A 25,378-nucleotide genomic window follows, 5' to 3' on the forward strand; every position below is an offset into this window, starting at 1 on the left:
CCGGAATGCCTTACTGCGTCTCCACTGGCCACGGGCAGTAGCAACCGACTGCCAGGGTGTGCGTGGCATTGACCGGACGATCTTGCGTCAGGGCATTCAAAATCGGTTCGATAAAGCTGTTGCTAGAGTTGCAGGTCAGGCCTTCGCTGTACGGGCCGAAGTACGCCAGTTTGCCGCTGCGGTCCCAGATCGCCACGGCCGGGCTGGCGGGCACCTGCTCGGAACCGGGCAAAATGGTGATGGTTTTCAGGCTGCTGAGGGTCGCGGGCAACTGGCCGTGGCTGCCAGCCTTCTGCACGGCGAAGAACTCAACGCCTTTGGCGCCGAACTGCTCGACCATCTCGGTCAGATGCTGTTGGTTGCCGACATTGCACGGGCAAGCCGGGTCCCAGAAATGCACCAGGCGGATCTTGCCGGGACCGGCGAGATTGTCCGGCAGGCGCAGCGGATCACCGGAAAATACCGCCGTGTGTTCGCTGAACGCACGCAGATAACGCCCCTGAAACCAGTCATACGCCGCCCACAGCACCCCGGCGCAAATCAGCGCGAGCAGGCTGGCAAACAGTGCGGTGCGGTAGGGCGAGCGCATGGTTTTCGATCCTCGAAAGGTCGGCTAGCTTGCCATGTCTGTCACTACAGATGAATATCGCAGGCCGATAAAGTCTGTTTACCGCTTTGGAATTCCTGCATGCCTGCCACTTTCGATCCCGATCAAATCCGCGCCAGCCTCAAGCCATTGGCCGAATGGCAGCCGTTGTCGGACGAAGCGAAGGCGTACCAGCAATTTTATAAAACCGATTTTCCCCATCGCGATGTCTGGCGTGGCATGGGCCGTTTCGACGTCGACGGTTATGAGCTGGTCAGCCATTGCTGGTGGCCGGAGAAGGTCAAGGCGACACTGTTTCTGCTGCACGGTTATTACGATCACGTCGGGCTCTACCGGCATGTGATCGAGTGGGCGCTGGATCAGGATTTTGCGGTGATCGCCTGCGACTTGCCGGGGCATGGCCTTTCGAGCGGGCCGCGTGCGAGCATCCGCGACTTCTCTGAATACCAGGACGTCCTGCAGGCCTTGTTCGCCGAGGCCCAGTCGATCGCGCTGCCGCAGCCGTGGCATTTGTGCGGGCAGAGCACCGGCGGGGCGATTGTTGTCGATCACCTGCTCAACCACGGCGAAAACAGCCCGGCGCAAGGGCAGGTGATTTTGATGGCGCCGCTGGTGCGTCCACGGGCGTGGGGCTGGTCGCAGCTGAGTTATTACCTGCTCAGACCTTTTGTCAGAGGGGTCACGCGGCGCTTCAGCGAGAACTCCAACGATCCGGATTTTCTGCCGTTTCTGCAGGCCGATCCGTTGCAGCCGCGACGCTTGCCGACGAAATGGGTCGGGGCGCTGTCACGCTGGATCATTCGCGTCGAGCACGCGAAAAAAAGTCCGCGGCGGCCACTGATCATTCAGGGGCAGGCGGACATGACGGTGGACTGGCAGCACAATTTGCAGGTATTGAAATGGAAGTTTGATCGACCGCAGATTCTGCTGCTGGCCGAGGCACGGCATCATCTGGCGAATGAGACGGTGGAGATGCGTGAGGAGTATTTCGAGTTTCTGAGCAAGCGGATCAGAGGCCGGAATCTTTAGCGCTTGTGAGGGCCTATCGCGAGCAGGCTCACTCCTACATTTGGAATGCGTACCTCTGTAGGAGTGAGCCTGCTCGCGATAGCGGTCTAAGAGACGACGAAGATCATTGCCCGACCGCCAACCCCGCCCGAATCGCCGCCAGCGCCGCCTGATAGTAGGCCTTGCCCTCAGTCGATTCAGCAAACGTCGCAAACTCTTCCAGCTCTTCATCCGACAGATCGCGATAGACATAGAGCAGCGTGTTGTTGATGTCCGCGCCAATCTGATCCATCAAGCGCTGGCGCTGACCATTGAGCATGCCCTGCGCTTGACCGCCACCGAGCAGCCCCGGAATCATCGAACTCAAGCTGTCCGCCGCCACACCAGCAATCGCCAGGCTGACTTCGGCGCCGGCTTCACGGGCCGGCAAGGCTTGGGCGAGGTGACCGATGATCAGCAGGCGGCTGTCGCTGGCCTGCATCTTCGGCAGGCCCTTGGCGTTTTTCGCCAGTTGATCACGGCGGGTCGCGAGCAATTCAGCGGCGACGATCTTCTTGCCCAGTGGCGATTGAAAGAAAGTCAGCGCCGGTTTCGGATCGGCGAGCTTCTGCCGCAGTTGCGCTTCGGCGCGTTGATCCACGGCCTGCGGGGCGAAGCGCTGATTGCTGTTGTTCACCAATGCTTGAAACACCGCCGGCGGCAGGCTGTTCTGATAGCGCTGCTGTGCGGCCGTCAGGGCATCGTTGAAATGCGCACGTTGATCTGGCCAGCCGGCGACCTTGTACAACTGATCGTGGCCGTCCGCCCAGGCGGGCAACACGCAGAACATCAACAGTGAAAAAAGCAAACGGCGCATAGGGACTCCTGTCAGCAGCGGACTATTCTCCGTGCGGTGCCGGTACTTGTCGAGAATTCGTAGCAAGCCGCCGCGTGGCTCTGTCGGATTTCTTGCCGCCGACATACTATGCGCGCCATGCAAATATCCTCTGAACACCCACTGCTGTTACGCATTGTCGATGACCTGGCCGACCACGGCTGGTCGCAGCAGAACATTTTCCTGCCCGCCGGTTTGACCCGCGAGCTGGCGGCCGAGTGCCGCAAACGTGAGGCCGAGGGTGAGCTGGCGCCGGCGGCGGTGGGGCGTGGGCCGTTTTCGGAGATCCGCGAGGGTATTCGTGGCGATCACATTCAGTGGATCGATCCGGGGCAGGCCGAGGCCAGCGACCGTTATCTGAACCTGATGGAGAGCCTGCGCGAGGCACTCAACCGTGGCTTGTTCCTCGGCCTTGAAGACTTTGAATGCCATTTCGCGCTGTATCCGCCGGGTGCGTTTTATCGCCGACATGTCGACCGTTTTCGCGACGACGACAAGCGCATGGTGTCGGTGGTGGTTTACCTCAATGATGCATGGCTGCCGGAAGATGGCGGTCAGTTGCGCATGTACCTGAACGAAGAGCGTGTGCATGACGTGCAGCCTACTGGCGGGTGTCTGGTGGTGTTTCTCTCCGGCGAAGTGCCCCACGAAGTGCTGCCGGCGAACCGCGAGCGCTTGTCGCTGACCGGTTGGTTTCGCCGCCGTGGCAACGAGCCGTTCTGATGGAGAAAATTCTGGTCAGCCGCTGTCTGTTGGGCCACCGCGTACGTTACGACGGTGGTGCGAGCGGGCCGTTTGATCTGCTTGAGCAGTGGATTGCCGAAGGGCGGGTGGTGCCGTTGTGTCCGGAGGTCGCGGGCGGTTTGCCGACGCCACGGGCGGCGGCGGAGATTCCGGGCGGGCAGGGTGGTGAAGTGCTGGATGGTGTTGCGGCGGTGATTACCACTGAGGGTGAGGAAGTCAGTGCGCAATTTCTGGATGGCGCGCGGCAGGCGCTGGCGCTGGTGCAGAAGCACGGAATTCGCGTGGCGGTGCTCAAGGCCAACAGTCCATCTTGCGGGAATCTGCTGACGTATGACGGGACGTTCAGTGGCGTGAAGGTGAGTGGCGAAGGGGTGACGGCCGCGTTGCTCAAGCGCCATGGTGTGCAGGTTTTCAGTGAACTGGAATTGCCGCAGGCCGCGCTGGCACTGGCTGCTTTGGACTGATCCGCAATCGTTACCCTCACCCCAGCGCTCCCGAAACGTCGGACCGCCCGTAGGGAGAGGGGGCCGACCGAGGTGTCTGGCGCTATTCATCGACTTGAAAGACCTTGTCGATTATGGATTCGGCAAAGTAGGTTCAGGTCGGCGTACCTCTAAAGCATCCCCAGATCAGTCCCCTCTACCTCTGGGAGAGGGCTAGGGTGAGGGGCTTTTAAGGCTTCAACCACTTCTCGGTCAACGCCGCCAAACGCCCATCCGCCTTGATCCGCTCCATCGCGCTCGCAAGACTGGCCTGAAACGCCGGATTACCCTTCTGAAACGGAATCGCCAACTCCACCGGCTCTGCCGCTTTCGGCTTCTCTTCAGTCAATGCCTGCACCAGCACCATCGGCCGTGGCTGCTCATCCTTCTTCGCTAACAACTGCGAATCGACCTTGCCGTAAGACTCGCTGAAGTCGAAACGATCCTTGAGTTCGGGTGTCAGTGCTATGTGGTTGAGGGCGACGTCGTACTTGCCGCTTTCAACGCCCTGGAACAGGTCGGCCTCGTCGGTGACGATGAAATCGGCGCGTACATCCAGCTCCCGGGCCAGCAGTTGCCCAAGCTCGACCTCGAACCCCGTGAGTGTGTCGCCTTCCTTGAAATTGAAGGGCGGTGTATTAGCCTCAAGGGCAATACGCAGCTCGCCACGGTCGTTGACGTCATCAATCAGTTCGGCGTGAGCCAAAGGGCTCAAAAGGGGTAGCAGGCAGATCAGGCCAGGCAGAAAACGCATGGTCACTCCTTTGAAATCATTATCGCGACGCTCTGATTCAGGCTCGCTTTGCTATGGTTGTCGAGTGCCTTCGACAACGAATGGTCATGAAGTTGTCATGACCGTGCGGATTTTACGGAAAAACTGGAGAAGAAAATGAAAAGCTTTATGTCACGTGCAGCGTTCGCGGGTGTGCTGATGGGCGTTTCGGTGCTGGCCAGTGCCGCCACACCGGCCCCCAAAGGCGCCGAAGTGTTCATCGTTTCTCCCGAGGACGGGGCCACGGTTTCGCAGACCTTCACCGTCAAGTTCGGAACCAAGGGCGTCGCACTGGCACCGGCCGGTGACGTCACCAAGAATACTGGTCACCATCACCTGCTGATCGACGCCAAGGAAATTGTTCCTGCCGGTTCGGTCGTCCCTACCGATGCCAACCACATGCACTTCGGCAAGGCGCAGACCCAGGCTGACATCAAACTCGCCCCGGGCAAACACACCTTGCAGCTGGAACTTGGCGACAGCGGTCACATGGCATTCGATCCACCAATCGTCTCGAAGAAAATCACCATCAACGTGAAATAAAAAAGGGAGCCCTTTCGGGGCTCCCTTTTTTATCAGCGGCGAGTTGCAAGCTACGAGCTTCAAGCAAAAGCACAAGCGAACATCACTTGCCGCTTGTAGCTCGCGGCTTGTAGCTGTTCTTAGAAAAGAACCCGGCTACGGATAGTGCCGTTGACGTGTTGCAGCTTCTCTTGCGCCAGCTCCGAGTACTCGGCGTCGACGTCGATCACCACGTAGCCCACCTTCTCGTTGGTCTGCAGGAACTGACCGGAGATGTTGATGCCGTTTTCGGCGAAGACCTTGTTGATCTCGCTCATCACACCCGGGATGTTCTCGTGGATGTGCAGCAGGCGGTGCTTGCCAGGGTGAGCCGGCAGGGCCACTTCCGGGAAGTTCACCGACGAAACGGAGGTGCCGTTGTCGCTGTACTTGACCAGTTTCTCTGCCACTTCCAGACCGATGTTGGCTTGCGCTTCGGCGGTCGAACCACCGATGTGCGGAGTCAGGATCACGTTGTCGAGGCCACGTAGCGGGCTTTCGAACTCTTCGTCGTTGGAGCGTGGCTCCACCGGGAATACGTCGATGGCCGCGCCGATCAGGTGCTTGTCCTTGATCGCGTCCGCCAGGGCGTCCAGTTCAACCACGGTGCCGCGCGCGGCGTTGATCAGGATGCCGCCCTTCTTGATGGCGCGGATTTCCTTCTCGCCGATCATCCACTGGGTCGCAGCGGTTTCCGGAACGTGCAGGGTGACGATGTCGGACATGCCCAGCAGTTCGGTCAGGCTGCCGATCTGCGTAGCGTTGCCCAGTGGCAGCTTGGTCACGGTGTCGTAGAAGTACACCTGCATGCCCAAGCCCTCAGCCAGAACCGACAGCTGCGTACCGATCGAGCCGTAGCCGACGATGCCGAGTTTCTTGCCACGGATCTCGAAGGAGTTGGCTGCGGACTTGATCCAGCCGCCACGGTGGCAGGAAGCGTTTTTCTCCGGGATGCCGCGCAGCAGCAGGATCGCTTCGGCCAGCACCAGCTCGGCAACGGAGCGGGTGTTGGAGTACGGCGCGTTGAACACGGCAATACCGCGCTCACGGGCAGCACTCAGGTCAACCTGGTTGGTGCCGATGCAGAAACAGCCGACCGCAACCAGCTTCTTCGCGTGATCGAAGATCTCTTCGGTCAGTTGGGTGCGCGAACGAATGCCGATGAAGTGAGCGTCAGCGATCTTTTCCTTGAGCTGGGCTTCCGGCAAGGAACCTGTCAGGTATTCGATGCTGGTGTAGCCCGCCGCCTTGAGGACGTCGACAGCCGATTGGTGGACGCCTTCGAGAAGAAGGAACTTGATCTTGCTCTTATCGAGAGAAGTCTTGCTCATCTGCGTAAACCTGTATCCCGGAGAAAAATGGCAGGAAATGGTCAACAGACGCTGACCCGGACGACAAGAAAGTCGTCTCCGCGGATCTGGCCTTGGGCACTGTCCTGCGGGGTCGATATGCTAGCATAGCCTCCCCGCTAAACACTCATTCCTGCGACGTGAAGCGTTCTCAGGATGACCATGAATTGTTCGAGAGTTCTGTCGATGACCAGTCCTGCCCTGATTGATGAACTGAAGACCCTGGTCGAGCCTGGCAAGGTCCTGACCGACGCCGACTCCCTGAATGCGTACGGCAAGGACTGGACCAAGCACTTCGCCCCGGCGCCCAGCGCCATCGTGTTTCCCAAAACCATTGAGCAGGTGCAAGCCGTTGTCCGTTGGGCCAATGAACACAAGGTCGCGCTGGTGCCGTCGGGCGGGCGCACCGGACTTTCAGCCGCCGCAGTGGCCGCCAATGGCGAAGTGGTCGTGTCGTTCGACTACATGAATCAGATTCTCGACGTGAACCTCACCGACCGCACCGCCGTTTGTCAGCCGGGCGTGGTCACCGAACATTTGCAGAACGTCGCCGAAGAAAAAGGCCTGTATTACCCGGTCGATTTCGCTTCGGCAGGTTCCAGCCAGATTGGCGGCAACATCGGCACAAATGCCGGCGGGATCAAGGTGATTCGCTACGGCATGACCCGCAACTGGGTGGCCGGCATGAAAGTCGTCACCGGCAAGGGCGACGTACTCGAACTGAACAAAGACCTGATCAAGAACGCCACGGGTTACGACCTGCGCCAGCTGTTCATCGGCGCTGAAGGCACGCTGGGTTTCGTCGTCGAAGCGACTATGCGCCTCGATCGTGCGCCGAAAAACCTCACCGCGATGGTCCTTGGCACCGCCGATTTCGACTCGATCATGCCGGTGCTGCACGCTTTCCAGGGCAAGCTCGACTTGACCGCGTTTGAATTCTTCTCCGACAAAGCCCTGGCCAAGGTCATCGGCCGTGGTGACGTGCCGGCACCTTTCGAAACCGACTGCCCGTTCTACGCGCTGCTGGAATTTGAAGCGACTACTGAAGAAGTGGCCAACAGCGCACTGGAAACCTTCGAGCATTGCGTCGAGCAGGGCTGGGTGCTGGACGGCGTGATGAGCCAGAGCGAAACCCAACTGCACAATCTGTGGAAACTGCGCGAGTACATCTCCGAAACCATCTCGCACTGGACGCCATACAAGAACGACATCTCGGTCACGGTTTCGAAAGTGCCGGCGTTCCTCAAGGAAATCGATGCGATCGTCGGTGAACACTACCCCGACTTCGAAATCGTCTGGTTCGGCCACATCGGCGACGGCAACCTGCACCTGAACATCCTCAAACCGGATAACTTGAGCAAGGACGAGTTCTTCGCCAAGTGCGCGACCGTCAACAAGTGGGTGTTCGAAACCGTCGAGAAGTACAACGGCTCGATTTCCGCCGAACACGGCGTGGGAATGACCAAGCGCGATTACTTGACCTACAGCCGTTCGCCGGTTGAGATCGAGTACATGAAAGCGGTGAAAGCGGTGTTCGACCCGAACGGCATCATGAACCCGGGCAAGATTTTTGCGGTTTGATCGGCAATCTTTGATGAATCAATGAAGGCAGGAGTCGGTAAATGAGCTATCAGCACCAGTACGTCGACGGCACGCGCATCCACTTCCCGATCGGGAAAGTCGTGTGCATTGGCCGCAATTACGCCGAACACGCCAAGGAACTGGACAACCCGGTACCTACCGAGCCGTTGCTGTTCATCAAGCCGGGCAGTTGCGTGGTTGAGCTGGAAGGCGGTTTCGCCATTCCGACCGAGCGCGGTTCGGTGCACTACGAAGCGGAAATCGCCGTGTTGATCGGCAAGCCGTTGTCGACCAAGCCGAGCCGTGAAGAAGTCCTCGACGCAATCTCCGGTTTCGCCCCGGCGCTGGACCTGACCCTGCGCGACAAGCAGGCCGAGCTGAAAGCCAAGGGGCTGCCGTGGGAAATCGCCAAGTCGTTCGACGGCGCGGCGGTGATCGCCCCGTTCGTGGTCGGCAGCACCTTCGCTGACCTGACTGACATCGGCATTCGCCTGACCATCAACGGCGAAGTGCGTCAGGACGGCAACAGCAGCGCGATGCTCAACCCGATCGTGCCGATGATCCAGCACATGGCCGGCTGCTTCTCGCTGCAGGCCGGTGACGTGATCCTCACCGGTACGCCAGTCGGCGTTGGCCCGCTGAACGTCGGCGATGACATCGTCCTCGAACTGGTCGGCGCGAGCAGCTTCAACAGCAGCGTGCGCTGATCGCCACACTGAAATCTCCTGTGGGAGCGAGCCTGCTCGCGAAGGCGCCAGGTCAGTCGACATCATCGTTGCCTGACACTCCGTCTTCGCGAGCAGGCTCGCTCCCACATTTGTTATGTGATCCACCTTGCAAACGTGCAGGGCAATCCCGCCATTTGCCGTTTTTTTCACATCCTGTACGGATAATTCCTCTCATTCTGGCGTCTGAGCCGGCCTCTTTGTGCTATTACCCTTAGCCTGAATTTTCGGAACGCGTCCCTCGATGTCATCTCAAACTCAGCTCAAACCCACTCGCCGTTCACGTTTTGCCCTGCGTTGGTATGTCTGGCTAGTGCTGGTGATTGCCGCTGCTTACGCTTTGGCGTTTGCCATGCATTGGGATGATCGCGGTGTGCTTTGGCTGCAGGAGCGCTTCGAAAGCCAGGCCGAGCAGAAAGACAGCATCTGGCTGCCGGACTATCGGGTGGTGATTGACGCCAAACCGCTGAAGGATATGGAAAAGGACGAAGCCTCGGATCTGTCGTACAACCCGCAGACCAAAACGCTGTTTTCAGTGATGGGTAAAAACCCGTTTCTCGCCGAGCTGACTCTGCAGGGCGATGTGCTGCGCAAAATGCCGCTGGTGGGCTGGAGCAATCCGGAAGGCCTGACCGTCATGGAAAACGGCTTGATGGCGATTGTCGATGAGCGCCAGCACATGCTGTCGATCGTCAAGGTCGACGCCGATACCCGCGAATTGAACATCGCCGATTTCCCGAAATACGACCTCGGCCCGTCGAAAGACCAGAATAAAGCCTTCGAAGCCATTACCTGGGATTCCCACAATCAGCAATTGCTACTCGGTGAGGAGCGTCCACCGGCGTTGTTCACCTGGAAAAGCGATGGCAGCCAGACCCTCAAGGGCGACAAGCAGAAACTCGCCAGTGATGAACTGGATATTCGCAACCTCTCGGCCTTGGCGATTGACCCGCGCACTCAGCACACACTGGTGCTGTCCGCCGATTCGCACCTGCTGCTGGAGCTGGACGAGAAGGGCGAGCAAGTCAGCTTCATGACCCTGCTGGGTGGCTTCAATGGCCTGAAAAACACCATTCCCCGCGCCGAAGGCGTGACCATGGACGAGGCCGGCACGCTGTACATGGTCAGCGAGCCGAACCTGTTCTATCGCTTCGAAAAACAGCAATAACAGCCTTTACCGATTCCAATGTAGGAGTTGCCGAAGGCTGCGATCTCTTGATCTTCTGAACCGCAACATCAAAAGATCGCAGCCTTCGGCAGCTCCTACATCGACTCTCTTGTAGTTGCGGGCAAGTGGCCATTAAGCTTCAGTTCAGACGGGCGTGATATTTCATCCGCCTGTTTTGATCCCGAGCCCGCCCGAATGCGTCGACTTGCCCGTCCCAAACCTCTGATGATTATCCTGTCGGTGATTGCCCTGATCGCATTGATCGCGCTCGGCCAATACATGCGCCTGTTTGAACGCGCCTGGTTCAACCTGCACACGCTGTGGCAACCGCAAAGTAGCGAGTCGATTGGCTTGGATCAGTATCGCGTCGAGATTGAAGCGCGAGTGATTGACGGGCTGGACGACGATGTTTCGGCGCTGACCTTCGATCCGGTGCGCAAAAGCCTGTTCACCGTGACCAACAAGAATTCCGAACTGGTCGAGCTGTCGCTCGAAGGCAAGATCCTGCGGCGCATCGCGCTGATCGGATTTGGCGATCCGGAAGCCGTCGAGTACATCAGCGCCGATACCTATGTGATCACTGATGAGCGTCAGCAGCGGTTGATCAAGATTCACCTGGAGGCAGACACCACATTCCTCGACGCGGCGGACGCCGAGCAGATGACCCTCGGCGTGCATATGGCCAGCAACAAAGGTTTTGAAGGCCTGGCGTATGACTCGGTAGGCAAGCGCTTGTTTGTTGCGAAGGAACGTAACCCGATGCTGATCTACGAAGTGCACGGTTTCCCGCATTTCAATCCGGAAAAGTCCTACGCGGTGCATGTGATCAACGATCCCAAGCGTGACGCCGGGATGTTTGTGCGCGATCTGTCGAGCCTGCAATACGACGAGCGCAGCGGTCATTTATTGGCGCTGTCGGATGAGTCACGGCTGATTCTGGAACTGGATGTCGGTGGACGACCGTTGAGCACGATGTCCATCAGTGGCGGTCGGCAGGGTTTGAAGAAGACCGTGCCGCAGGCGGAAGGCATCGCGATGGATGATGATGGGACGTTGTATCTGGTGAGTGAGCCGAACCTGTTCTACGTCTTCAAAAAACCAGCACAGCCCTGACCAACACCACAAAACACTGTGGGAGCGAGCCTGCTCGCGAAGGCGTCGTGTCAGCCAATGAAAATGTTGGCTGAACTGGCGCTTTCGCGAGCAGGCTCGCTCCCACAGGTTTATTCGTCTACCCATAAATTTCGGGCAGTCTGGGCTTACTCAGCCTTGAGGGTTTTCACACCTTCGCTAGTACCCAGCAACAACAGGTCTGCCGGACGCGCCGCGAACAAGCCATTGGTGACCACGCCGACGATCGCATTTATCTGCGCTTCCAGCTCCATCGGGTTGGTGATCTGCAGGTTGAACACATCCAGAATGATGTTGCCATTGTCGGTCAGCACGCCTTCGCGATAAACCGGGTCACCGCCCAGTTTCACCAACTGACGGGCGACGTGGCTGCGCGCCATCGGGATCACTTCGACTGGCAGCGGGAACTCGCCCAGCACCGGCACCAGTTTGCTGGCGTCGGCGATGCAGATGAAGGTCTTGGCCACGGCGGCAACGATCTTCTCGCGGGTCAGTGCGGCGCCGCCGCCCTTGATCAGGTTCAGGTGTGCGTCGCTTTCGTCGGCGCCGTCGACGTAGAACTCCAGGTCGCTGACAGTGTTCAGCTCATACACCGGAATCCCGTGGTCCTTGAGGCGCGCGGCAGTGGCTTCGGAGCTGGCGACGGCGCCATCGAACGCACCCTTGTGCTGGGCCAAAGCATCGATGAAGCAGTTGGCGGTGGAGCCGGTGCCGACCCCGACGATGCTCTTGTCGTCGAGTTTCGGAAGGATGAAGTCGACGGCGGCCTGAGCCACTGCCTGTTTGAGTTGATCCTGGGTCATGCGGGCTCCGGAAGCGGGCAAGGTGAGAACGGAAAGGCCGGCATTATAGCCGCAAGCGCGGCTAAAACCTCTGGATTCGTGTGGTCGTGCGGGCAAAAGCCGGGTTAGACTCCTCGGTCCCGCTCAACCGCTCAGTGATGCTTTCCGATGCTCGAACAGTACGTCAAAAAGATCCTCACCTCGCGCGTTTATGACGTTGCCGTAGAAACCCCGCTGCAGAACGCTCGCCAGCTCTCCGAGCGGCTGGGCAATGACATTTGGCTCAAGCGTGAAGACTTGCAGCCGGTGTTCTCGTTCAAGATTCGCGGCGCCTACAACAAGCTGACGCAACTGAGCGATGAAGAGCGCGCCCGTGGCGTAGTCACCGCGTCGGCGGGCAACCACGCGCAAGGTCTGGCCCTGGCGGCGAAAGTGCTGGGCGTCAAAGCCACCATCGTCATGCCCAAGACCACCCCCGAGATCAAAGTCGAAGGCGTGCGTTCGCGCGGCGGCAAAGTGGTGCTGCACGGTGATTCGTTCCCGGAAGCGTTGGCCTACTCGCTGAAACTGGTTGATGAAAAAGGCTACGTCTATATCCACCCGTACGACGATCCGCACACCATCGCCGGGCAGGGCACCGTGGCGATGGAAATTCTGCGCCAGCACCCGCAGCCGCTGGACGCGATCTTCGTGCCGGTCGGTGGCGGCGGCCTGATCGCCGGTATCGCCGCGTACGTCAAATACCTGCGTCCGGACATCAAAGTCATCGGCGTCGAGCCGGACGATTCCAACTGCCTGCAAGCGGCGATGGCCGCCGGTGAGCGCGTGGTGTTGCCGACCGTGGGCATCTTCGCCGATGGCGTCGCGGTGGCGCAGATTGGCCAGCACACCTTCGATATCTGCAAAGACTACGTCGACGAAGTGATCACCGTCAGCACTGACGAAATCTGTGCGGCGATCAAGGATATCTACGACGATACCCGCTCGATCACCGAACCTGCCGGCGCATTGGGCGTGGCCGGGATCAAGAAGTACGTCGAGTTGCGCGGCGTCAGTGGCCAGACTTTCGTCGCCATCGACTCCGGCGCCAACGTCAATTTTGACCGCTTGCGCCACGTCGCCGAGCGCGCCGAACTGGGTGAAGGCCGCGAAGCGATCATCGCCGTGACCATCCCCGAGAAGGCCGGCAGCTTCAAAAATTTCTGCGAGGCCATCGGCAAGCGTCAGATCACCGAATTCAATTACCGCTACAACACCGGCAGCGAAGCGCACATCTTTGTTGGCGTGCAGACTCACCCGGAAAACGACCCGCGCAGCGCACTGCTGGCGAGTCTGACCGAGCAGGGTTTCCCAGTTGTCGACCTGACCGACAACGAGCTGGCCAAGCTGCACATCCGCCACATGGTCGGCGGGCACGCCGCGCATGTGATTGATGAAGTGGTGTTCCGCTTCGAATTCCCGGAGCGTCCGGGCGCGCTGTTCAACTTCCTTAATAAGCTCGGTGGGCGCTGGAACATTTCGATGTTCCACTACCGTAACCATGGCGCCGCTGACGGTCGCGTGGTCGCGGGCCTGCAGGTGCCGCACGACGAGCGTCATCTGGTGCCGGCGGCGCTTGAGGAGATCGGTTACCCGTACTGGGATGAAAGCGAGAACCCGGCCTATCAGCTGTTTCTTGGCTGAGCGGCTACGCTGATGGGCATGGCCCAAGGAAGAGAATTACATGGAAACCCTGACCACCCTGAAAGTCCTTCACGTCGCGGCGACCGTGGTCATACTCGCGAGCGGGCTGGGGCTTGCCGCCCTGACCTGGCGTAATCGCAGCGAAGGGCCGGCCAGCACGATGCAGCGTCCCTGGCTGTTTATCTGGTGTTTGATGCTGATCGGTATGCTTAGCATGCCTTTCACCGGCTGGTGGCTGGTGCACCTGATTGGCTGGCCATTGGGGCAGTTGTGGATTCTGGGGTCCAGCGTGATTTATGCCGTGGCCACGTTGAGTGCAGTGTGGTTGTTGGTGCGGCTTAATCGGCTGTGGACAACGGGGGTTGGCAACTGGAAATTCAATCTGGCCCTGGCGATTGTCAGCGGCGTCGGGTTTCTCGCCATTGCCGGGTTGATGGGGGCCAAGCCTGTTTAAGGCTTGAGACCGTGTCGACCCCATTCGCGAGCAGGCTCGCTCCCACAGGGGATTTGTGAGCGACACAGATCCAATGTGGGAGCGAGCCTGCTCGCGAAAGCGATATCAGTCGCGCAGAGTAATGACCGGCCAGCCACGCTTTTCCGCCTCGGCACGCAGATTCGGATCCGGATCCACCGCGACCGGATTCGCCACCTGCTCCAGCAACGGCAAGTCATTCATCGAATCGCTATAGAAATAGCTGTCGTCCAGCGAATGCCCGGTCTCTTTCAGCCAGCGGTTCAGGCGCGTCACCTTGCCCTCGCGAAAGCACGGAATATCAGTGCTGCGCCCGCTGTAACGGCCATCGATCATTTCACATTCAGTGGCAATCAGGGTTTCAACGCCCAGACGCACAGCGATCGGCGCGGTCACGAAGCGATTGGTCGCGGTGATGATCACCAGTTTGTCGCCGGCATCGCGGTGTTTTTTCAGCAATTCCAGCGCCTGCGGCAACACGATCGGCTCGATGCAGTCGCGCATGTAATCGCGGTGCCATTGATCGAGCACGGCCATTTCGGTGCGGCCGAGGATCTCCAGGCAGAAGTTCAGGTACGCGGCGTTATCCAGTTTGCCGGCCAAGTAGTCCTGATAGAACTCGTCGTTGCGCGCTTTGTACGCAATCGGGTCGAGGAAGCCGCGTTCACACAGATAGTCGCCCCAAGCGTGATCGCTGTCGCCGCCCAGAAGGGTGTTGTCCAAATCGAAGAGTGCCAGGCGCATTGCAGTTACCCGCTGATAAGTCTGTAAAAAGGCGACAAGAATACGGTCTTTTCACAAGAGTGCACATAAGGTAGGAAGCTTCGTTGCCGCCTTATCAACCTTTGTGGAACAATGCGGCGACATGCGTTTGCGAGGTTGTTGCCGTGATCGACCCCGATGGTTTCCGCCCCAATGTCGGGATCATTCTGACGAATGACGCCGGCCAGGTGCTATGGGCTCGCCGTATCAATCAAGATGCCTGGCAGTTTCCGCAAGGGGGAATCAACCCTGAAGAGACGCCGGAAGACGCCTTGTACCGCGAGCTGAACGAAGAAGTTGGCCTGGAACGTGAAGATGTTGAAATACTGGCCTGTACTCGGGGCTGGTTGCGCTATCGTTTGCCGCAACGTCTGGTGCGTACCCACAGCCAACCGCTGTGCATCGGCCAGAAACAGAAATGGTTTCTCCTGCGCCTGATCTCCAACGAGCAGCGGGTGCGGATGGATTTGACCGGTAAACCGGAGTTCGATGGCTGGCGCTGGGTCAGCTATTGGTATCCGTTGGGCCAGGTGGTGACATTCAAGCGCGAGGTGTATCGCCGCGCCCTCAAAGAGCTTGCCCCGCGCCTTTTAGCGCGCGACTGACGACGGAGTTCGACCCCGAGCCATGCTCAATACGCTGCGCAAGATCGTCCAGGAAGTTAACTCCGCCAAGGATCTCAAGGCGGCGTTGGGGATTATTGTGTTGCGCGTCAAAGAGGCCATGGGCAGCCAGGTCTGCTCGGTCTACCTGCTTGATCCCGAGACCAACCGCTTCGTCCTGATGGCCACAGAGGGCTTGAACAAGCGCTCGATCGGCAAGGTCAGCATGGCACCCAACGAAGGTCTGGTCGGTCTGGTCGGCACGCGTGAAGAACCCCTGAACCTCGAAAACGCTTCGGTTCACCCGCGTTATCGCTACTTCGCCGAAACCGGTGAAGAGCGTTACGCCTCGTTCCTCGGTGCACCGATCATTCACCACCGCCGCGTCGTCGGCGTGTTGGTCATCCAGCAAAAAGAACGCCGCCAGTTCGACGAAGGTGAAGAAGCCTTCCTCGTGACCATGAGCGCGCAGCTCGCCGGGGTTATCGCCCACGCCGAGGCTACCGGTTCGATCCGGGGTCTGGGCCGTCAGGGCAAAGGCATTCAGGAAGCCAAGTTTGTCGGCGTGCCGGGTTCGCCGGGTGCGGCGGTCGGTACTGCAGTAGTCATGCTGCCACCGGCCGATCTCGACGTGGTGCCGGACAAGAACATCACCGACATCGACGCTGAGCTGGCGCTGTTCAAGACCGCCATCGAAGGCGTGCGCGCCGACATGCGCGCGTTGTCCGCCAAACTGGCGACGCAGTTGCGCCCGGAAGAGCGTGCGCTGTTCGACGTTTATCTGATGATGCTCGACGATGCCTCGCTGGGCAGCGAAATCACCACGGTGATCAAGACCGGCCAGTGGGCCCAGGGCGCGCTGCGTCAGGTGGTCACGGAACACGTCAACCGTTTCGAACTGATGGACGACGCCTACCTGCGTGAGCGTGCGTCGGACGTCAAAGACCTCGGCCGCCGCCTGCTCGCCTATTTGCAGGAAGAGCGTCAGCAGAATCTGGTCTACCCGGAAAAAACCATTCTGGTCAGCGAAGAGCTGACGCCGGCCATGCTCGGCGAGGTGCCGGAAGGCACGCTGGTCGGTCTGGTTTCGGTACTTGGTTCGGGTAACTCCCACGTGGCGATCCTCGCCCGGGCCATGGGCATTCCGACGGTGATGGGGCTGGTCGACCTGCCGTACGCCAAGGTCGACGGCATCGAGATGATCGTCGACGGCACGCGCGGCGAGGTTTACACCAACCCGAGCGAAGTGCTGCGCAAGCAGTTCGCCGAAATCGTCGAAGAAGAGAAACAACTGGCGCTGGGCCTCGACACCCTGCGCGACCTGCCGTGCGTGACCCTCGACGGTCATCGCATGCCGCTGTGGGTCAACACCGGTTTGCTGGCGGACGTGGCGCGGGCGCAAAAGCGTGGCGCCGAAGGTGTCGGCCTGTACCGCACCGAAGTGCCGTTCATGATCAACCAGCGCTTCCCGAGCGAGAAGGAACAACTGGCGATCTACCGCGAGCAGCTCGCCGCGTTCCACCCGCAACCGGTGACCATGCGCAGCCTCGACATCGGCGGTGACAAGTCGCTGTCGTATTTCCCGATCAAGGAAGACAACCCGTTCCTCGGCTGGCGCGGCATTCGCGTCACCCTCGACCACCCGGAAATCTTCCTGGTGCAGACCCGCGCGATGCTCAAGGCCAGCGAAGGCCTGAACAATCTGCGGATTCTGCTGCCGATGATCTCTGGCACCCACGAACTCGAAGAGGCCCTGCACTTGATCCACCGGGCCTGGGGCGAAGTGCGCGACGAAGGCACCGACGTGCCGATGCCGCCGATTGGCGTGATGATCGAGATCCCGGCTGCGGTGTACCAGACCAAGGAACTGGCGCGGATGGTCGATTTTCTGTCCGTCGGTTCCAACGACTTGACCCAGTATTTGCTGGCGGTCGACCGTAACAACCCGCGTGTGGCCGATCTTTACGATTACCTGCATCCGGCGGTGCTGCAAGCTTTGCAGACCGTGGTGCGCGATGCCCATGCCGAAGGCAAACCGGTGAGCATTTGCGGCGAGATGGCTGGTGATCCGGCGGCGGCAGTGCTGTTGATGGCGATGGGTTTCGACAGCCTGTCGATGAACGCCACCAACTTGCCGAAGGTGAAGTGGATGTTGCGTCAGGTCAATCTGAGCAAAGCCAAGGAGTTGCTGGCTGAGTTGATGACCATCGACAACCCGCAAGTTATCCACAGCTCGTTGCAATTAGCGCTGAAGAACCTTGGGTTGTCGAAGATGCATCCGCCGGCGGTGATCAAGGCCCTGTGAAGATCAAGAGCCCCTCACCCTAACCCTCTCCCAGAGGGAGAGGGGACTGATCCGGGGATGCTGTAAAACTCCGCCGACCTGAAAGTGCTGTGCTGAATCCATGCTCGACCCGCACCGAGTGAAGGTGCTGCTGAGTCCATAATCGACTCGGTTTTTCAGGTCGATGTACGGCTCAAGACACCTCGGTCGGCCCCTCTCCCTCTGGGAGAGGGCTGGGGTGAGGGTTGGCTCTTAAGCTGTTATTTCCACTTCGCCCAAATGCCCGCCATACGGCCCAAAACTCCGCTCCACCATCCGCCGAGTCCCGTCCGCCTGCACAATCAACGCCGTACTCGCCCGCGTCCCATAACTTTGACTGGCAATAAACACGCTCGACAACAATGACTCCGTCGCCAAACCCACCCCGGTATCCGGCAGCTCGGCAAACGGCGCCGTCTGCGCATCACTCAACAACCCCAACAATCGCTCAGGCTGCGGATCATCCAGCACCCCACTCAACCCAGCCTTGGCCTTGAGCAACTTCGGCCACGGCGTATCCAGCCCGGCATTCGATAACCCATAGACGCCCGATTCCAGCATCACCGGCTCCGACATCCGCGCATTGAAATGCCACAGCTCATGACTATTGCCGAGCAGTAGATTGAACCCGGCATATTCCGCCGAACGCCCGACCACATCGCTCAAATAATCATCAATCGACGCATCACCGGTCAGAAATCGCGCCACCAGCTCACCCCGTGACTTGCGCGCTGGCGCCTGCAGCGGATCGCGAATATTGGTCAACGCAGCAAAGCGTCCGTTAGCACCGATCCCCAGCCAAGTTCCGCCGGCCTCAAGATCACGTCCGGCATGCACATGCGGCGCTTCTGGCCATGGCGCCAGTGGCAGGCTTGGCCGGGCGTAGAACTCGTCACGGTTGGCCGCGACGATCAGCGGCTGGTCATGGCCCGGCCGCCAGGCGAAAACAATCAGGCACATAAGGTGGTCCTTGTGTGTTTTTTGCTCACTCTACGCATCCGGCGTCCGTGCATCCATCGCCAGTGGAGCCAAAGGGTGTGCATCCGTTACCATGCCGCTCCGGTTTTGCGGATGCGGTCTGGGGAGACGGTCATGGAATTTCTGCTCTATCTGGCGCTGGGCGCCTGTGCGGGCGTGCTGGCCGGGCTGTTTGGCGTCGGCGGCGGGATCATCATCGTGCCGGTGCTGGTGTTCAGTTTCACCTTGCAGGGCTTTGATCAGTCGATCCTCACGCATCTGGCGGTCGGCACTTCGCTAGCGACAATCATCTTCACCTCGGTCAACGCCGTGCGTGAGCATCATCGACGCGGCGCGGTGCGCTGGCCGATCTTCATGTGGATGGCCGTCGGCATTCTGCTCGGTGCAGGTTTCGGCGCGCTGACTGCGGAAGCGATTTCCGGGCCGCACCTGCAAAAGATCATCGGCGTGTTTGCCTTGATCATCTCGGTGCAACTGGCGCTGGACATCAAACCCAAGGCCAGCCGAACCGTGCCGGGTAAACTCGGTCTGACCGTGGCCGGCAGTGTGATCGGCTGGGCCTCGGCGATTTTTGGCGTCGGTGGCGGCTCGCTGACCGTGCCGTTTCTGACCTGGCGCAGTGTGCCGATGCAGCAAGCGGTGGCGACTTCGTCGGCCTGCGGGCTGCCAATCGCGCTGGTCAGTGCATTAAGTTTCATGATTCTGGGGTGGCACGATCCGTTGTTGCCACCGCATAGTCTCGGTTTTGTGTATTTGCCGGCGTTGTTGGGCATCGCCCTGACCAGCATGGTTTTCGCCCGCATCGGCGCGCGTTTGGCGCATCGGCTGTCGCCGCGCTTGCTGAAACGGCTGTTCGCCGCTTTGCTGTTCAGCGTGGGTCTGAGCTTCCTGCTTTAACCGTCGCAATCCTGGCTTAATCCTGAGGTGGCAGCGTCGCCCGGGAATTCTGGTTTCAACTCTAACGAGGAGTCGCAATGCTGCCTTACCCGCAGATCGACCCGGTGGCCCTGGCCATCGGTCCGCTGAAAATCCACTGGTACGGTCTGATGTACCTGATCGGCATCGGCGGTGCGTGGCTGCTGGCGTCGCGCCGGCTCAACCGTTTCGACCCGACCTGGAGCAAGGAGAAGCTCTCCGATCTGATCTTCTGGCTGTCGATGGGCGTGATCGTCGGCGGTCGTCTGGGCTATGTGCTGTTCTACGATCTGAGCGCGTATCTGGCCAACCCGACGCTTATTTTCGAGGTGTGGAAGGGCGGTATGTCGTTCCACGGCGGATTTATCGGCGTAATGCTGGCTGCATTGTGGTTCGGCAAGCGCAACGGCAAGTCTTTCTTCCAGTTGATGGACTTCGTCGCGCCGATGGTGCCAATCGGTCTGGGCGCCGGGCGCATCGGTAACTTCATCAACGCCGAATTGTGGGGCAAGGCAACCGACGTGCCATGGGCCATGGTCTTCCCGCCATTCAGCGACCCGGCGCAACTGCCGCGTCACCCGTCGCAGCTGTATCAGTTCGCGCTCGAAGGCGTGGCGCTGTTCCTGATCCTGTGGATTTTCTCGCGCAAGCCGCGTCCGACCATGGCTGTTTCCGGCATGTTCGCGCTGTTTTACGGCATCTTCCGGTTCATCGTCGAATTTGTTCGCGTACCGGATGCGCAACTCGGCTACTTGGCCTGGAACTGGCTGACCATGGGGCAAGTGCTCTGCGTGCCGATGATCGTCGGCGGGCTGTTCCTGATCTGGCTGGCCTATCGTCGCGCACCTGCAGCACCGCTCGCGCCGACGGCTTAAACTACGAACCCCGGCGCGCGACGCCGGGGCTCAAAGGACACAGGTAACTCATGAAGCAATATCTCGAACTGGTCTCGCACGTCATTCAGAACGGCACTAAACAAGCCAACCGCACCGGCATCAACACCATCAGCTTCCCGGGTGCGATGCTGCGTTTCGATCTGCAGGAAGGTTTTCCGGCGATCACCACGCGCAAAATGGCCTTCAAATCGGCCATCGGCGAGATGTGCGGATTTCTCCGTGGCGTCAACAACGCCGCTGAATTCCGTGCGCTGGGCTGCAAGGTCTGGGACCAGAACGCCAACGAAAACGCGCAGTGGCTGGCCAACCCGTTCCGTCAGGGCGACGACGACCTCGGCGAAATCTACGGCGTGCAATGGCGTAAATGGCCGGCGTACAAGCAGATCCCGCTGAGCAACACCGCGGCCATCGAACAAACCTTAAGCAATGGCTACAAGCAGATCGCCCAAGGCGAAGAAGACGGCCAGGCCTATGTGGTGTTGTACAAAGCCATCGATCAGGTGCGCCAGTGCGTCGACACGATCATCAAGGATCCGGGCAGCCGCCGCATCCTGTTCCACGGCTGGAACGTCGCTCAGCTGGATGAAATGGCCCTGCCGCCGTGCCATCTGCTGTACCAGTTCCATCCGAATGTCGAGACCAGGGAAATCTCCCTGACCCTCTACATCCGCTCCAACGATCTGGGTCTGGGCACACCGTTCAACCTCACCGAAGGCGCCGCGCTGCTGAGCCTGATCGGTCGCCTGACCGGTTACACGCCACGCTGGTTCACCTATTTCATCGGCGATGCGCACGTCTACGAGAACCATCTGGACATGCTCAACGAACAGCTCAAGCGCGAGCCGTTCGCCATGCCGAAGCTGAAAATTTCGGATCGTGTGCCGGAGTTTGCCAAGACTGGCGTGTACCAGCCGGAATGGCTGGAGCTGGTCGAGCCGAGCGATTTCTCGCTGGAAGGCTACGAACACCACGCGCCAATGACTGCACCAATGGCGGTCTAAGCCATTGCACAAACCCCCTGTGGGAGCGAGCCTGCTCGCGAAGAGGGCGTGTCAGTCATAGAGATGTCGACTGATACACCGCTTTCGCGAGCAGGCTCGCTCCCACATTTGGTTTTGCGTGAGTCTTAATGGCCGTGGCTGCGGCCCACGTGGGAGTGTTCGACCTCGGTTGCGACAACCCCGCCACTCACTTCCAGCCGCTGCAAAATCCCGCATTGATCGGCCATTGGCCCTTCGCCACAACGTTGGCGCAGGTCGAGCAACTGTGTCTGCAACGCCAATAACCCATCAATCCGCGCCTTCACATGCTGTATGTGCTCGTCGATCAACGCATTGACGCTTTCGCACTGATCCTGCGGACTGTCGCGCAAGGCGAGAAGGCTGCGGATTTCTTCGAGAGTCATGTCGAGGGTGCGGCAGTTGCGGATGAAAGTCAGGCGTTCGGCGTGGGCCTGGGTGTAGACGCGGTAGTTGCCGTCGCTGCGAGCCGGCTCTGGCAGCAGGTTTTCGCGCTCGTAATAGCGGATGGTTTCCACGGCGCAGTCGGTCAGTTTGGCCAGTTCTCCGATCTTCATGACGGCAATCTCCAAAAGGGTGCTTGACCCTATAGTGGCTACAGGGTCTTTACTTGGCAACAGGCACCTTCATGGACGCGACCAATGAGCGATTCCCAGCACACCCACAAGCCCGGCGATGGACACGACCACAGTCATAAATTGCAGCCTGTGCATAAACATGCCCATGGCGGCGATTCCTGCTGTGGGTCGAAAGTCGCAGCACCGGCACCGGTTCATGCGCACGAAGATTCCTGCTGCTCGTCGACGGCTGCTGCGCCTGCGTTGGTGCAATTGAGCGAAAAGACCAGCGCCGACGCGCGGCTGAGCAGTTTCCGTATCGAGGCGATGGACTGCCCGACCGAGCAGACGCTGATCCAGAACAAACTCGGCAAACTCGCCGGCGTGCAGCAACTGGAATTCAACCTGATCAACCGCGTGCTCGGCGTGACCCACAATTTGCCGGGTACCGAGCCCATCACCGAGGCGATCAAATCCCTTGGCATGCACGCCGAACCGTTGGAGGCGGGCGTCGAAGCGCCAGCCCCGGCGCCAGTGAAAAAACACTGGTGGCCGCTGGCGTTGTCCGGCGTCGGCGCGCTCGCTGCTGAAGTCATTCATTTCACCAACGCCGCGCCCACCTGGGTGGTGGCGATCATCGCGCTGGTGTCAATCCTCAGCGGTGGCCTGACCACTTACAAAAAGGGCTGGATCGCCCTGAAGAACCGCAACCTCAACATCAACGCGCTGATGAGCATCGCCGTCACCGGTGCCATCCTCATCGGCCAGTGGCCGGAAGCGGCGATGGTGATGTTCCTGTTCACTGTCGCCGAGCTGATCGAAGCGCGCTCGCTGGACCGTGCGCGCAACGCGATCAGCGGCTTGATGCAGATGACGCCGGAGCAAGCCACGGTGTTGCAGGCTGACGGTTCGTGGATTGAGCAGGACGTGAAAAGCGTCGAACTCGGCGCCCGCGTGCGCGTGAAGCCCGGCGAGCGCATCGCGCTGGACGGCGAAGTGCTCAGCGGCAGTTCGACCATCGACCAGGCGCCGATCACCGGTGAGAGCCTGCCGATAGAGAAAACCGTCGGCGATAAAGTCTTCGCCGGCACCATCAACCAGGCCGGTTCGCTGGAATACGCGGTCAGCGCAGCGGCGAACAACTCGACGCTGGCGCGAATCATCCACGCCGTCGAACAGGCCCAAGGTGCGCGCGCCCCGACCCAGCGCTTCGTCGATCAGTTCTCGAAAATCTACACGCCGGTGGTGTTCGTGTTTGCCTTGGCCGTGGCGATCATTCCGCCGCTGTTCATGGGCGCAGTGTGGTTCGACTGGATCTACCGCGCGCTGGTGTTGCTGGTGGTCGCTTGCCCATGCGCACTGGTGATTTCCACCCCGGTGACCATCGTCAGCGGCCTTGCGGCAGCGGCGCGCAAAGGCATTCTGGTCAAGGGCGGCGTGTACCTGGAGGGCGGTTTCAAACTGGATTATCTGGCGCTGGATAAAACCGGGACGATCACCCACGGCAAACCGGTGCAGACCGATTACTTGTCACTCGATCCAGCCGCCGATGCCACGGCACCGGCCATCGCTGCTGCATTGGCCGGTCGTTCCGACCATCCGGTGTCGCTGGCCATCGCCAACGCTGCTGTGGATAAAAACTTCACAGCGCTGATTGTGGATAACTTCGAAGCGCTAGGCGGGCGGGGCGTCAAAGGCGAAATCAACGGTCAGACTTATCATTTGGGCAACCATCGTCTGGTCGAAGAACTCGGCCTGTGCTCGCCAGCGCTGGAAGAAAAACTCTTCGCGCTGGAGAAACAGGGCAAATCCGTGGTGCTGCTGCTCGATAGCTCTGGCCCGCTGGCGCTGTTCGCCGTGGCCGACACCGTCAAGGAAACCAGCCGCGAAGCGATCCGTCAGTTGCATGAGCTCGGCGTGAAAACCCTGATGCTCACGGGCGACAACGTCCACACCGCTCAGGCGATTGCCGCGCAGGTCGGCATCGACGAGGCTCGCGGTGATTTGCTGCCAACCGACAAACTGCAAGCCATCGAAGACCTTTATGCACAGGGTCGGCGGGTCGGCATGGTCGGCGACGGCATCAACGATGCACCGGCACTGGCCCGCGCCGAGATCGGTTTCGCCATGGCCGCTGCCGGCACCGATACGGCGATTGAAACCGCCGATGTCGCCCTGATGGACGACGATCTGCGCAAAATCCCGGCGTTCATCAGCCTGTCGCGCAATACCGCGAGCATCCTGAAACAGAACATCGCGCTGGCTCTGGTGATCAAGGCGATCTTTCTTGCGGTAACCTTCGCCGGGCTCGCCACCATGTGGATGGCGGTGTTCGCTGACATGGGCGTGAGCCTGTTGGTGGTGTTCAACGGTTTGCGCCTGCTGCGCAAATAGATGAGGAAAGGTTGTGCTGAGTGCCGAGCTGAAAGCGTTTTACATGGTCGCTCGCCTGGGCAGCATCACGCTGGCGGCGAAAAAACTCGGCCTCAGCCAACCGACCGTGACCACGCAGATCCGCAATCTGGAAAGTCATTACTCTGTGGAGCTGTTCTACCGTGGCGGTCGGCGTCTGAGCGTCAGCGACGAAGGCGCGCGGCTGCTGCCGATGGTCAAGACGCTGTTGCAGCAGGAAGCCGACATCGAGTTTTTCCTGCGCAACAGCGGTCAGGTGCAAGGCACGTTGCGCATCGCAGCGACCGCACCGTATTACATTCTCGATCTGGTGAAGACCTTTCGCGAGCGTCTGCCGCAAGTGGAAGTGTCGGTGGAAATCGGCAATTCACAGCAGGTGCTGGAGGCGCTGGAGGATTACCGCGTGGATATCGCCGCGTCGTCGCAATTGCTTGATGACGCGCGGTTGATTCGTCGGGTATTGGGCACGGATCCTCTGGTGCTGGCGGTGCATCGCAATCATCCGCTGGCAACGCAGGAACATGTGGCGTTGAGTGCGCTGGCCGGGCATACGTTGTTGATGCGTGAGTCGGGTTCGACCACGCGGCGGTTGACGGAGGAGTTGCTCGCCAGTGCCGGGGTGAGTTTCGGGCCGCTGCTGGAGATCGGCAGCCGTGAGTCGATTCGTGAGGCGGTGTTGCGCAATATCGGCATCAGCATCATTGCCCGGCAGGAAGTGCCGCATGATCCGCAGTTGCGCGTGCTGACGATCGAGAATGCGCCGCAGATTCCCGAGTACCTTTACTGCCTCAAAGAAAGGAAGGGCGCGCGGTTGCCGGCGGCGTTCCTCGGCTTGGCACAGGAAATGTCCCCGGCTTGAAGATCAAAAGATCGCAGCCTTCGGCAGCTCCTACAGGGGGACGCATTCCAATGTAGGAGCTGCCGAAGGCTGCGATCTTTTGATCTCCAACCAAAATCCCCGAATACCACTATCGG

At 59.8% G+C, this 25,378-nt stretch carries 25 protein-coding genes; 17 read left to right on the forward strand and 8 right to left on the reverse strand.

Features of this window, described 5'->3' with window-relative positions:
* Positions 1 to 10: 10 nt before the first annotated feature.
* A complete protein-coding gene (locus ACOYXE_RS24160) occupies positions 11 to 589 on the reverse strand; it encodes a DUF6436 domain-containing protein (protein WP_460926746.1) in 579 nt (192 codons plus the stop codon).
* A gap of 99 nt (positions 590 to 688) precedes the next feature.
* Here ACOYXE_RS24160 and bipL point away from each other — a divergent pair, with 99 nt between their 5' ends.
* A complete protein-coding gene (bipL, locus tag ACOYXE_RS24165; protein ID WP_460926747.1) occupies positions 689 to 1,636 on the forward strand; it encodes a phospholipase BipL in 948 nt (315 codons plus the stop codon).
* 103 nt (positions 1,637 to 1,739) lie between these two features.
* Here bipL and ACOYXE_RS24170 read toward each other — a convergent pair whose 3' ends face one another.
* The gene (locus ACOYXE_RS24170; protein ID WP_093429786.1) at positions 1,740 to 2,471 is read right to left on the reverse strand and encodes a DUF2059 domain-containing protein; all 732 of its coding nucleotides are present in this window, start codon (positions 2,469 to 2,471) and stop codon (positions 1,740 to 1,742) included.
* 108 nt (positions 2,472 to 2,579) lie between these two features.
* Here ACOYXE_RS24170 and ACOYXE_RS24175 point away from each other — a divergent pair, with 108 nt between their 5' ends.
* Both ACOYXE_RS24175 and ACOYXE_RS24180 read left to right on the forward strand, forming a co-directional pair.
* The gene (locus tag ACOYXE_RS24175) at positions 2,580 to 3,212 is read left to right on the forward strand and encodes a 2OG-Fe(II) oxygenase (protein ID WP_405122695.1); all 633 of its coding nucleotides are present in this window, start codon (positions 2,580 to 2,582) and stop codon (positions 3,210 to 3,212) included.
* Positions 3,212 to 3,697: a 2-thiouracil desulfurase family protein gene (locus ACOYXE_RS24180; protein ID WP_460926748.1), complete on the forward strand. Its 486-nt coding sequence runs from the start codon at positions 3,212 to 3,214 to the stop codon at positions 3,695 to 3,697. The genes ACOYXE_RS24175 and ACOYXE_RS24180 overlap by 1 nt, the downstream gene beginning before the upstream one ends.
* Before the next feature lie 208 nt (positions 3,698 to 3,905).
* Here the strand turns inward: ACOYXE_RS24180 and ACOYXE_RS24185 are convergent, their stop codons facing one another.
* Positions 3,906 to 4,469: a transporter substrate-binding domain-containing protein gene (locus ACOYXE_RS24185; RefSeq protein ID WP_460926749.1), complete on the reverse strand. Its 564-nt coding sequence runs from the start codon at positions 4,467 to 4,469 to the stop codon at positions 3,906 to 3,908.
* A 135-nt stretch (positions 4,470 to 4,604) separates the two neighbouring features.
* Between ACOYXE_RS24185 and ACOYXE_RS24190 the strand changes: the two genes are divergently transcribed.
* Positions 4,605 to 5,030: a DUF4399 domain-containing protein gene (locus tag ACOYXE_RS24190; protein WP_460926750.1), complete on the forward strand. Its 426-nt coding sequence runs from the start codon at positions 4,605 to 4,607 to the stop codon at positions 5,028 to 5,030.
* A gap of 119 nt (positions 5,031 to 5,149) precedes the next feature.
* Here the strand turns inward: ACOYXE_RS24190 and serA are convergent, their stop codons facing one another.
* Complete coding sequence (gene serA / locus ACOYXE_RS24195) at positions 5,150 to 6,379, reverse strand: phosphoglycerate dehydrogenase (protein ID WP_095121592.1); 1,230 nt, start codon at positions 6,377 to 6,379, stop codon at positions 5,150 to 5,152.
* Positions 6,380 to 6,583: 204 nt separating this feature from the next.
* Between serA and ACOYXE_RS24200 the strand changes: the two genes are divergently transcribed.
* From ACOYXE_RS24200 to ACOYXE_RS24215, 4 genes are all read left to right on the forward strand, one after another.
* Positions 6,584 to 7,978 carry an FAD-binding oxidoreductase gene (locus tag ACOYXE_RS24200; protein WP_160059802.1) on the forward strand — a complete coding sequence of 465 codons (1,395 nt, stop codon included), beginning with the start codon at positions 6,584 to 6,586 and terminating at the stop codon, positions 7,976 to 7,978.
* A gap of 41 nt (positions 7,979 to 8,019) precedes the next feature.
* Complete coding sequence (locus ACOYXE_RS24205) at positions 8,020 to 8,685, forward strand: fumarylacetoacetate hydrolase family protein (protein ID WP_053124802.1); 666 nt, start codon at positions 8,020 to 8,022, stop codon at positions 8,683 to 8,685.
* A gap of 262 nt (positions 8,686 to 8,947) precedes the next feature.
* Positions 8,948 to 9,871 (forward strand): SdiA-regulated domain-containing protein, encoded by a 924-nt coding sequence (locus ACOYXE_RS24210; protein ID WP_160059801.1) that lies wholly within the window; start codon positions 8,948 to 8,950, stop codon positions 9,869 to 9,871.
* A 195-nt stretch (positions 9,872 to 10,066) separates the two neighbouring features.
* Positions 10,067 to 10,984 carry an SdiA-regulated domain-containing protein gene (locus tag ACOYXE_RS24215; RefSeq protein WP_160059800.1) on the forward strand — a complete coding sequence of 306 codons (918 nt, stop codon included), beginning with the start codon at positions 10,067 to 10,069 and terminating at the stop codon, positions 10,982 to 10,984.
* A 146-nt stretch (positions 10,985 to 11,130) separates the two neighbouring features.
* On the opposite strand, the gene rpiA is transcribed toward ACOYXE_RS24215, so the two are convergent.
* The gene (gene rpiA, locus ACOYXE_RS24220) at positions 11,131 to 11,805 is read right to left on the reverse strand and encodes a ribose-5-phosphate isomerase RpiA (RefSeq protein WP_160059799.1); all 675 of its coding nucleotides are present in this window, start codon (positions 11,803 to 11,805) and stop codon (positions 11,131 to 11,133) included.
* 147 nt (positions 11,806 to 11,952) lie between these two features.
* On the opposite strand from rpiA, the gene ilvA reads away from it, so the two are divergent.
* Positions 11,953 to 13,467: a threonine ammonia-lyase, biosynthetic gene (ilvA, locus tag ACOYXE_RS24225; protein WP_160059798.1), complete on the forward strand. Its 1,515-nt coding sequence runs from the start codon at positions 11,953 to 11,955 to the stop codon at positions 13,465 to 13,467.
* Between the two features lie 40 nt (positions 13,468 to 13,507).
* On the forward strand, positions 13,508 to 13,921 hold the full coding sequence (locus tag ACOYXE_RS24230) for a DUF2269 family protein (protein ID WP_093429794.1): 414 nt from the start codon (positions 13,508 to 13,510) through the stop codon (positions 13,919 to 13,921).
* Positions 13,922 to 14,026: 105 nt separating this feature from the next.
* Here ACOYXE_RS24230 and ACOYXE_RS24235 read toward each other — a convergent pair whose 3' ends face one another.
* Complete coding sequence (locus ACOYXE_RS24235; protein WP_160059797.1) at positions 14,027 to 14,683, reverse strand: histidinol-phosphatase; 657 nt, start codon at positions 14,681 to 14,683, stop codon at positions 14,027 to 14,029.
* Positions 14,684 to 14,826: 143 nt separating this feature from the next.
* Here ACOYXE_RS24235 and ACOYXE_RS24240 point away from each other — a divergent pair, with 143 nt between their 5' ends.
* Both ACOYXE_RS24240 and ptsP read left to right on the forward strand, forming a co-directional pair.
* Complete coding sequence (locus ACOYXE_RS24240) at positions 14,827 to 15,306, forward strand: RNA pyrophosphohydrolase (protein WP_003229203.1); 480 nt, start codon at positions 14,827 to 14,829, stop codon at positions 15,304 to 15,306.
* A 22-nt stretch (positions 15,307 to 15,328) separates the two neighbouring features.
* Positions 15,329 to 17,608, forward strand: coding sequence for a phosphoenolpyruvate--protein phosphotransferase (ptsP, locus tag ACOYXE_RS24245; RefSeq protein ID WP_405122700.1), 2,280 nt, complete (start codon positions 15,329 to 15,331; stop codon positions 17,606 to 17,608).
* 231 nt (positions 17,609 to 17,839) lie between these two features.
* Here ptsP and ACOYXE_RS24250 read toward each other — a convergent pair whose 3' ends face one another.
* Positions 17,840 to 18,586, reverse strand: coding sequence for an NRDE family protein (locus tag ACOYXE_RS24250; protein ID WP_460926751.1), 747 nt, complete (start codon positions 18,584 to 18,586; stop codon positions 17,840 to 17,842).
* Between the two features lie 132 nt (positions 18,587 to 18,718).
* Here ACOYXE_RS24250 and ACOYXE_RS24255 point away from each other — a divergent pair, with 132 nt between their 5' ends.
* The 3 genes from ACOYXE_RS24255 (at position 18,719) to ACOYXE_RS24265 (ending at position 21,416) form a co-directional block, all read left to right on the forward strand.
* Positions 18,719 to 19,501, forward strand: a complete 783-nt coding sequence (locus ACOYXE_RS24255; RefSeq protein ID WP_016983201.1) for a sulfite exporter TauE/SafE family protein — start codon at positions 18,719 to 18,721, stop codon at positions 19,499 to 19,501.
* 77 nt (positions 19,502 to 19,578) lie between these two features.
* Complete coding sequence (gene lgt, locus ACOYXE_RS24260) at positions 19,579 to 20,394, forward strand: prolipoprotein diacylglyceryl transferase (RefSeq protein ID WP_150706345.1); 816 nt, start codon at positions 19,579 to 19,581, stop codon at positions 20,392 to 20,394.
* 50 nt (positions 20,395 to 20,444) lie between these two features.
* Positions 20,445 to 21,416 carry a thymidylate synthase gene (locus tag ACOYXE_RS24265; RefSeq protein ID WP_160059794.1) on the forward strand — a complete coding sequence of 324 codons (972 nt, stop codon included), beginning with the start codon at positions 20,445 to 20,447 and terminating at the stop codon, positions 21,414 to 21,416.
* 125 nt (positions 21,417 to 21,541) lie between these two features.
* On the opposite strand, the gene cadR is transcribed toward ACOYXE_RS24265, so the two are convergent.
* Positions 21,542 to 21,991 carry a Cd(II)/Pb(II)-responsive transcriptional regulator gene (gene cadR, locus ACOYXE_RS24270; protein WP_007912999.1) on the reverse strand — a complete coding sequence of 150 codons (450 nt, stop codon included), beginning with the start codon at positions 21,989 to 21,991 and terminating at the stop codon, positions 21,542 to 21,544.
* An 84-nt stretch (positions 21,992 to 22,075) separates the two neighbouring features.
* On the opposite strand from cadR, the gene ACOYXE_RS24275 reads away from it, so the two are divergent.
* Complete coding sequence (locus tag ACOYXE_RS24275) at positions 22,076 to 24,385, forward strand: heavy metal translocating P-type ATPase (protein ID WP_160059793.1); 2,310 nt, start codon at positions 22,076 to 22,078, stop codon at positions 24,383 to 24,385.
* A 13-nt stretch (positions 24,386 to 24,398) separates the two neighbouring features.
* On the forward strand, positions 24,399 to 25,262 hold the full coding sequence (locus ACOYXE_RS24280) for a LysR family transcriptional regulator (RefSeq protein ID WP_160059792.1): 864 nt from the start codon (positions 24,399 to 24,401) through the stop codon (positions 25,260 to 25,262).
* Positions 25,263 to 25,378 lie beyond the last annotated feature (116 nt).

This window comes from Pseudomonas sp. MC6, from assembly GCF_054790575.1.

Bases quoted from the DNA above. Each gene is read 5' to 3' on its own strand.
- ACOYXE_RS24160 (WP_460926746.1), bottom strand. From the start codon at position 589: ATGCGCTCGCCCTACCGCACCGCACTGTTTGCCAGCCTGCTCGCGCTG.
- bipL (WP_460926747.1), top strand. From the start codon at position 689: ATGCCTGCCACTTTCGATCCCGATCAAATCCGCGCCAGCCTCAAGCCA.
- ACOYXE_RS24170 (WP_093429786.1), bottom strand. From the start codon at position 2,471: ATGCGCCGTTTGCTTTTTTCACTGTTGATGTTCTGCGTGTTGCCCGCC.
- ACOYXE_RS24175 (WP_405122695.1), top strand. From the start codon at position 2,580: ATGCGCGCCATGCAAATATCCTCTGAACACCCACTGCTGTTACGCATT.
- ACOYXE_RS24180 (WP_460926748.1), top strand. From the start codon at position 3,212: ATGGAGAAAATTCTGGTCAGCCGCTGTCTGTTGGGCCACCGCGTACGT.
- ACOYXE_RS24185 (WP_460926749.1), bottom strand. From the start codon at position 4,469: ATGCGTTTTCTGCCTGGCCTGATCTGCCTGCTACCCCTTTTGAGCCCT.
- ACOYXE_RS24190 (WP_460926750.1), top strand. From the start codon at position 4,605: ATGAAAAGCTTTATGTCACGTGCAGCGTTCGCGGGTGTGCTGATGGGC.
- serA (WP_095121592.1), bottom strand. From the start codon at position 6,379: ATGAGCAAGACTTCTCTCGATAAGAGCAAGATCAAGTTCCTTCTTCTC.
- ACOYXE_RS24200 (WP_160059802.1), top strand. From the start codon at position 6,584: ATGACCAGTCCTGCCCTGATTGATGAACTGAAGACCCTGGTCGAGCCT.
- ACOYXE_RS24205 (WP_053124802.1), top strand. From the start codon at position 8,020: ATGAGCTATCAGCACCAGTACGTCGACGGCACGCGCATCCACTTCCCG.
- ACOYXE_RS24210 (WP_160059801.1), top strand. From the start codon at position 8,948: ATGTCATCTCAAACTCAGCTCAAACCCACTCGCCGTTCACGTTTTGCC.
- ACOYXE_RS24215 (WP_160059800.1), top strand. From the start codon at position 10,067: ATGCGTCGACTTGCCCGTCCCAAACCTCTGATGATTATCCTGTCGGTG.
- rpiA (WP_160059799.1), bottom strand. From the start codon at position 11,805: ATGACCCAGGATCAACTCAAACAGGCAGTGGCTCAGGCCGCCGTCGAC.
- ilvA (WP_160059798.1), top strand. From the start codon at position 11,953: ATGCTCGAACAGTACGTCAAAAAGATCCTCACCTCGCGCGTTTATGAC.
- ACOYXE_RS24230 (WP_093429794.1), top strand. From the start codon at position 13,508: ATGGAAACCCTGACCACCCTGAAAGTCCTTCACGTCGCGGCGACCGTG.
- ACOYXE_RS24235 (WP_160059797.1), bottom strand. From the start codon at position 14,683: ATGCGCCTGGCACTCTTCGATTTGGACAACACCCTTCTGGGCGGCGAC.
- ptsP (WP_405122700.1), top strand. From the start codon at position 15,329: ATGCTCAATACGCTGCGCAAGATCGTCCAGGAAGTTAACTCCGCCAAG.
- ACOYXE_RS24250 (WP_460926751.1), bottom strand. From the start codon at position 18,586: ATGTGCCTGATTGTTTTCGCCTGGCGGCCGGGCCATGACCAGCCGCTG.
- ACOYXE_RS24255 (WP_016983201.1), top strand. From the start codon at position 18,719: ATGGAATTTCTGCTCTATCTGGCGCTGGGCGCCTGTGCGGGCGTGCTG.
- lgt (WP_150706345.1), top strand. From the start codon at position 19,579: ATGCTGCCTTACCCGCAGATCGACCCGGTGGCCCTGGCCATCGGTCCG.
- ACOYXE_RS24265 (WP_160059794.1), top strand. From the start codon at position 20,445: ATGAAGCAATATCTCGAACTGGTCTCGCACGTCATTCAGAACGGCACT.
- cadR (WP_007912999.1), bottom strand. From the start codon at position 21,991: ATGAAGATCGGAGAACTGGCCAAACTGACCGACTGCGCCGTGGAAACC.
- ACOYXE_RS24275 (WP_160059793.1), top strand. From the start codon at position 22,076: ATGAGCGATTCCCAGCACACCCACAAGCCCGGCGATGGACACGACCAC.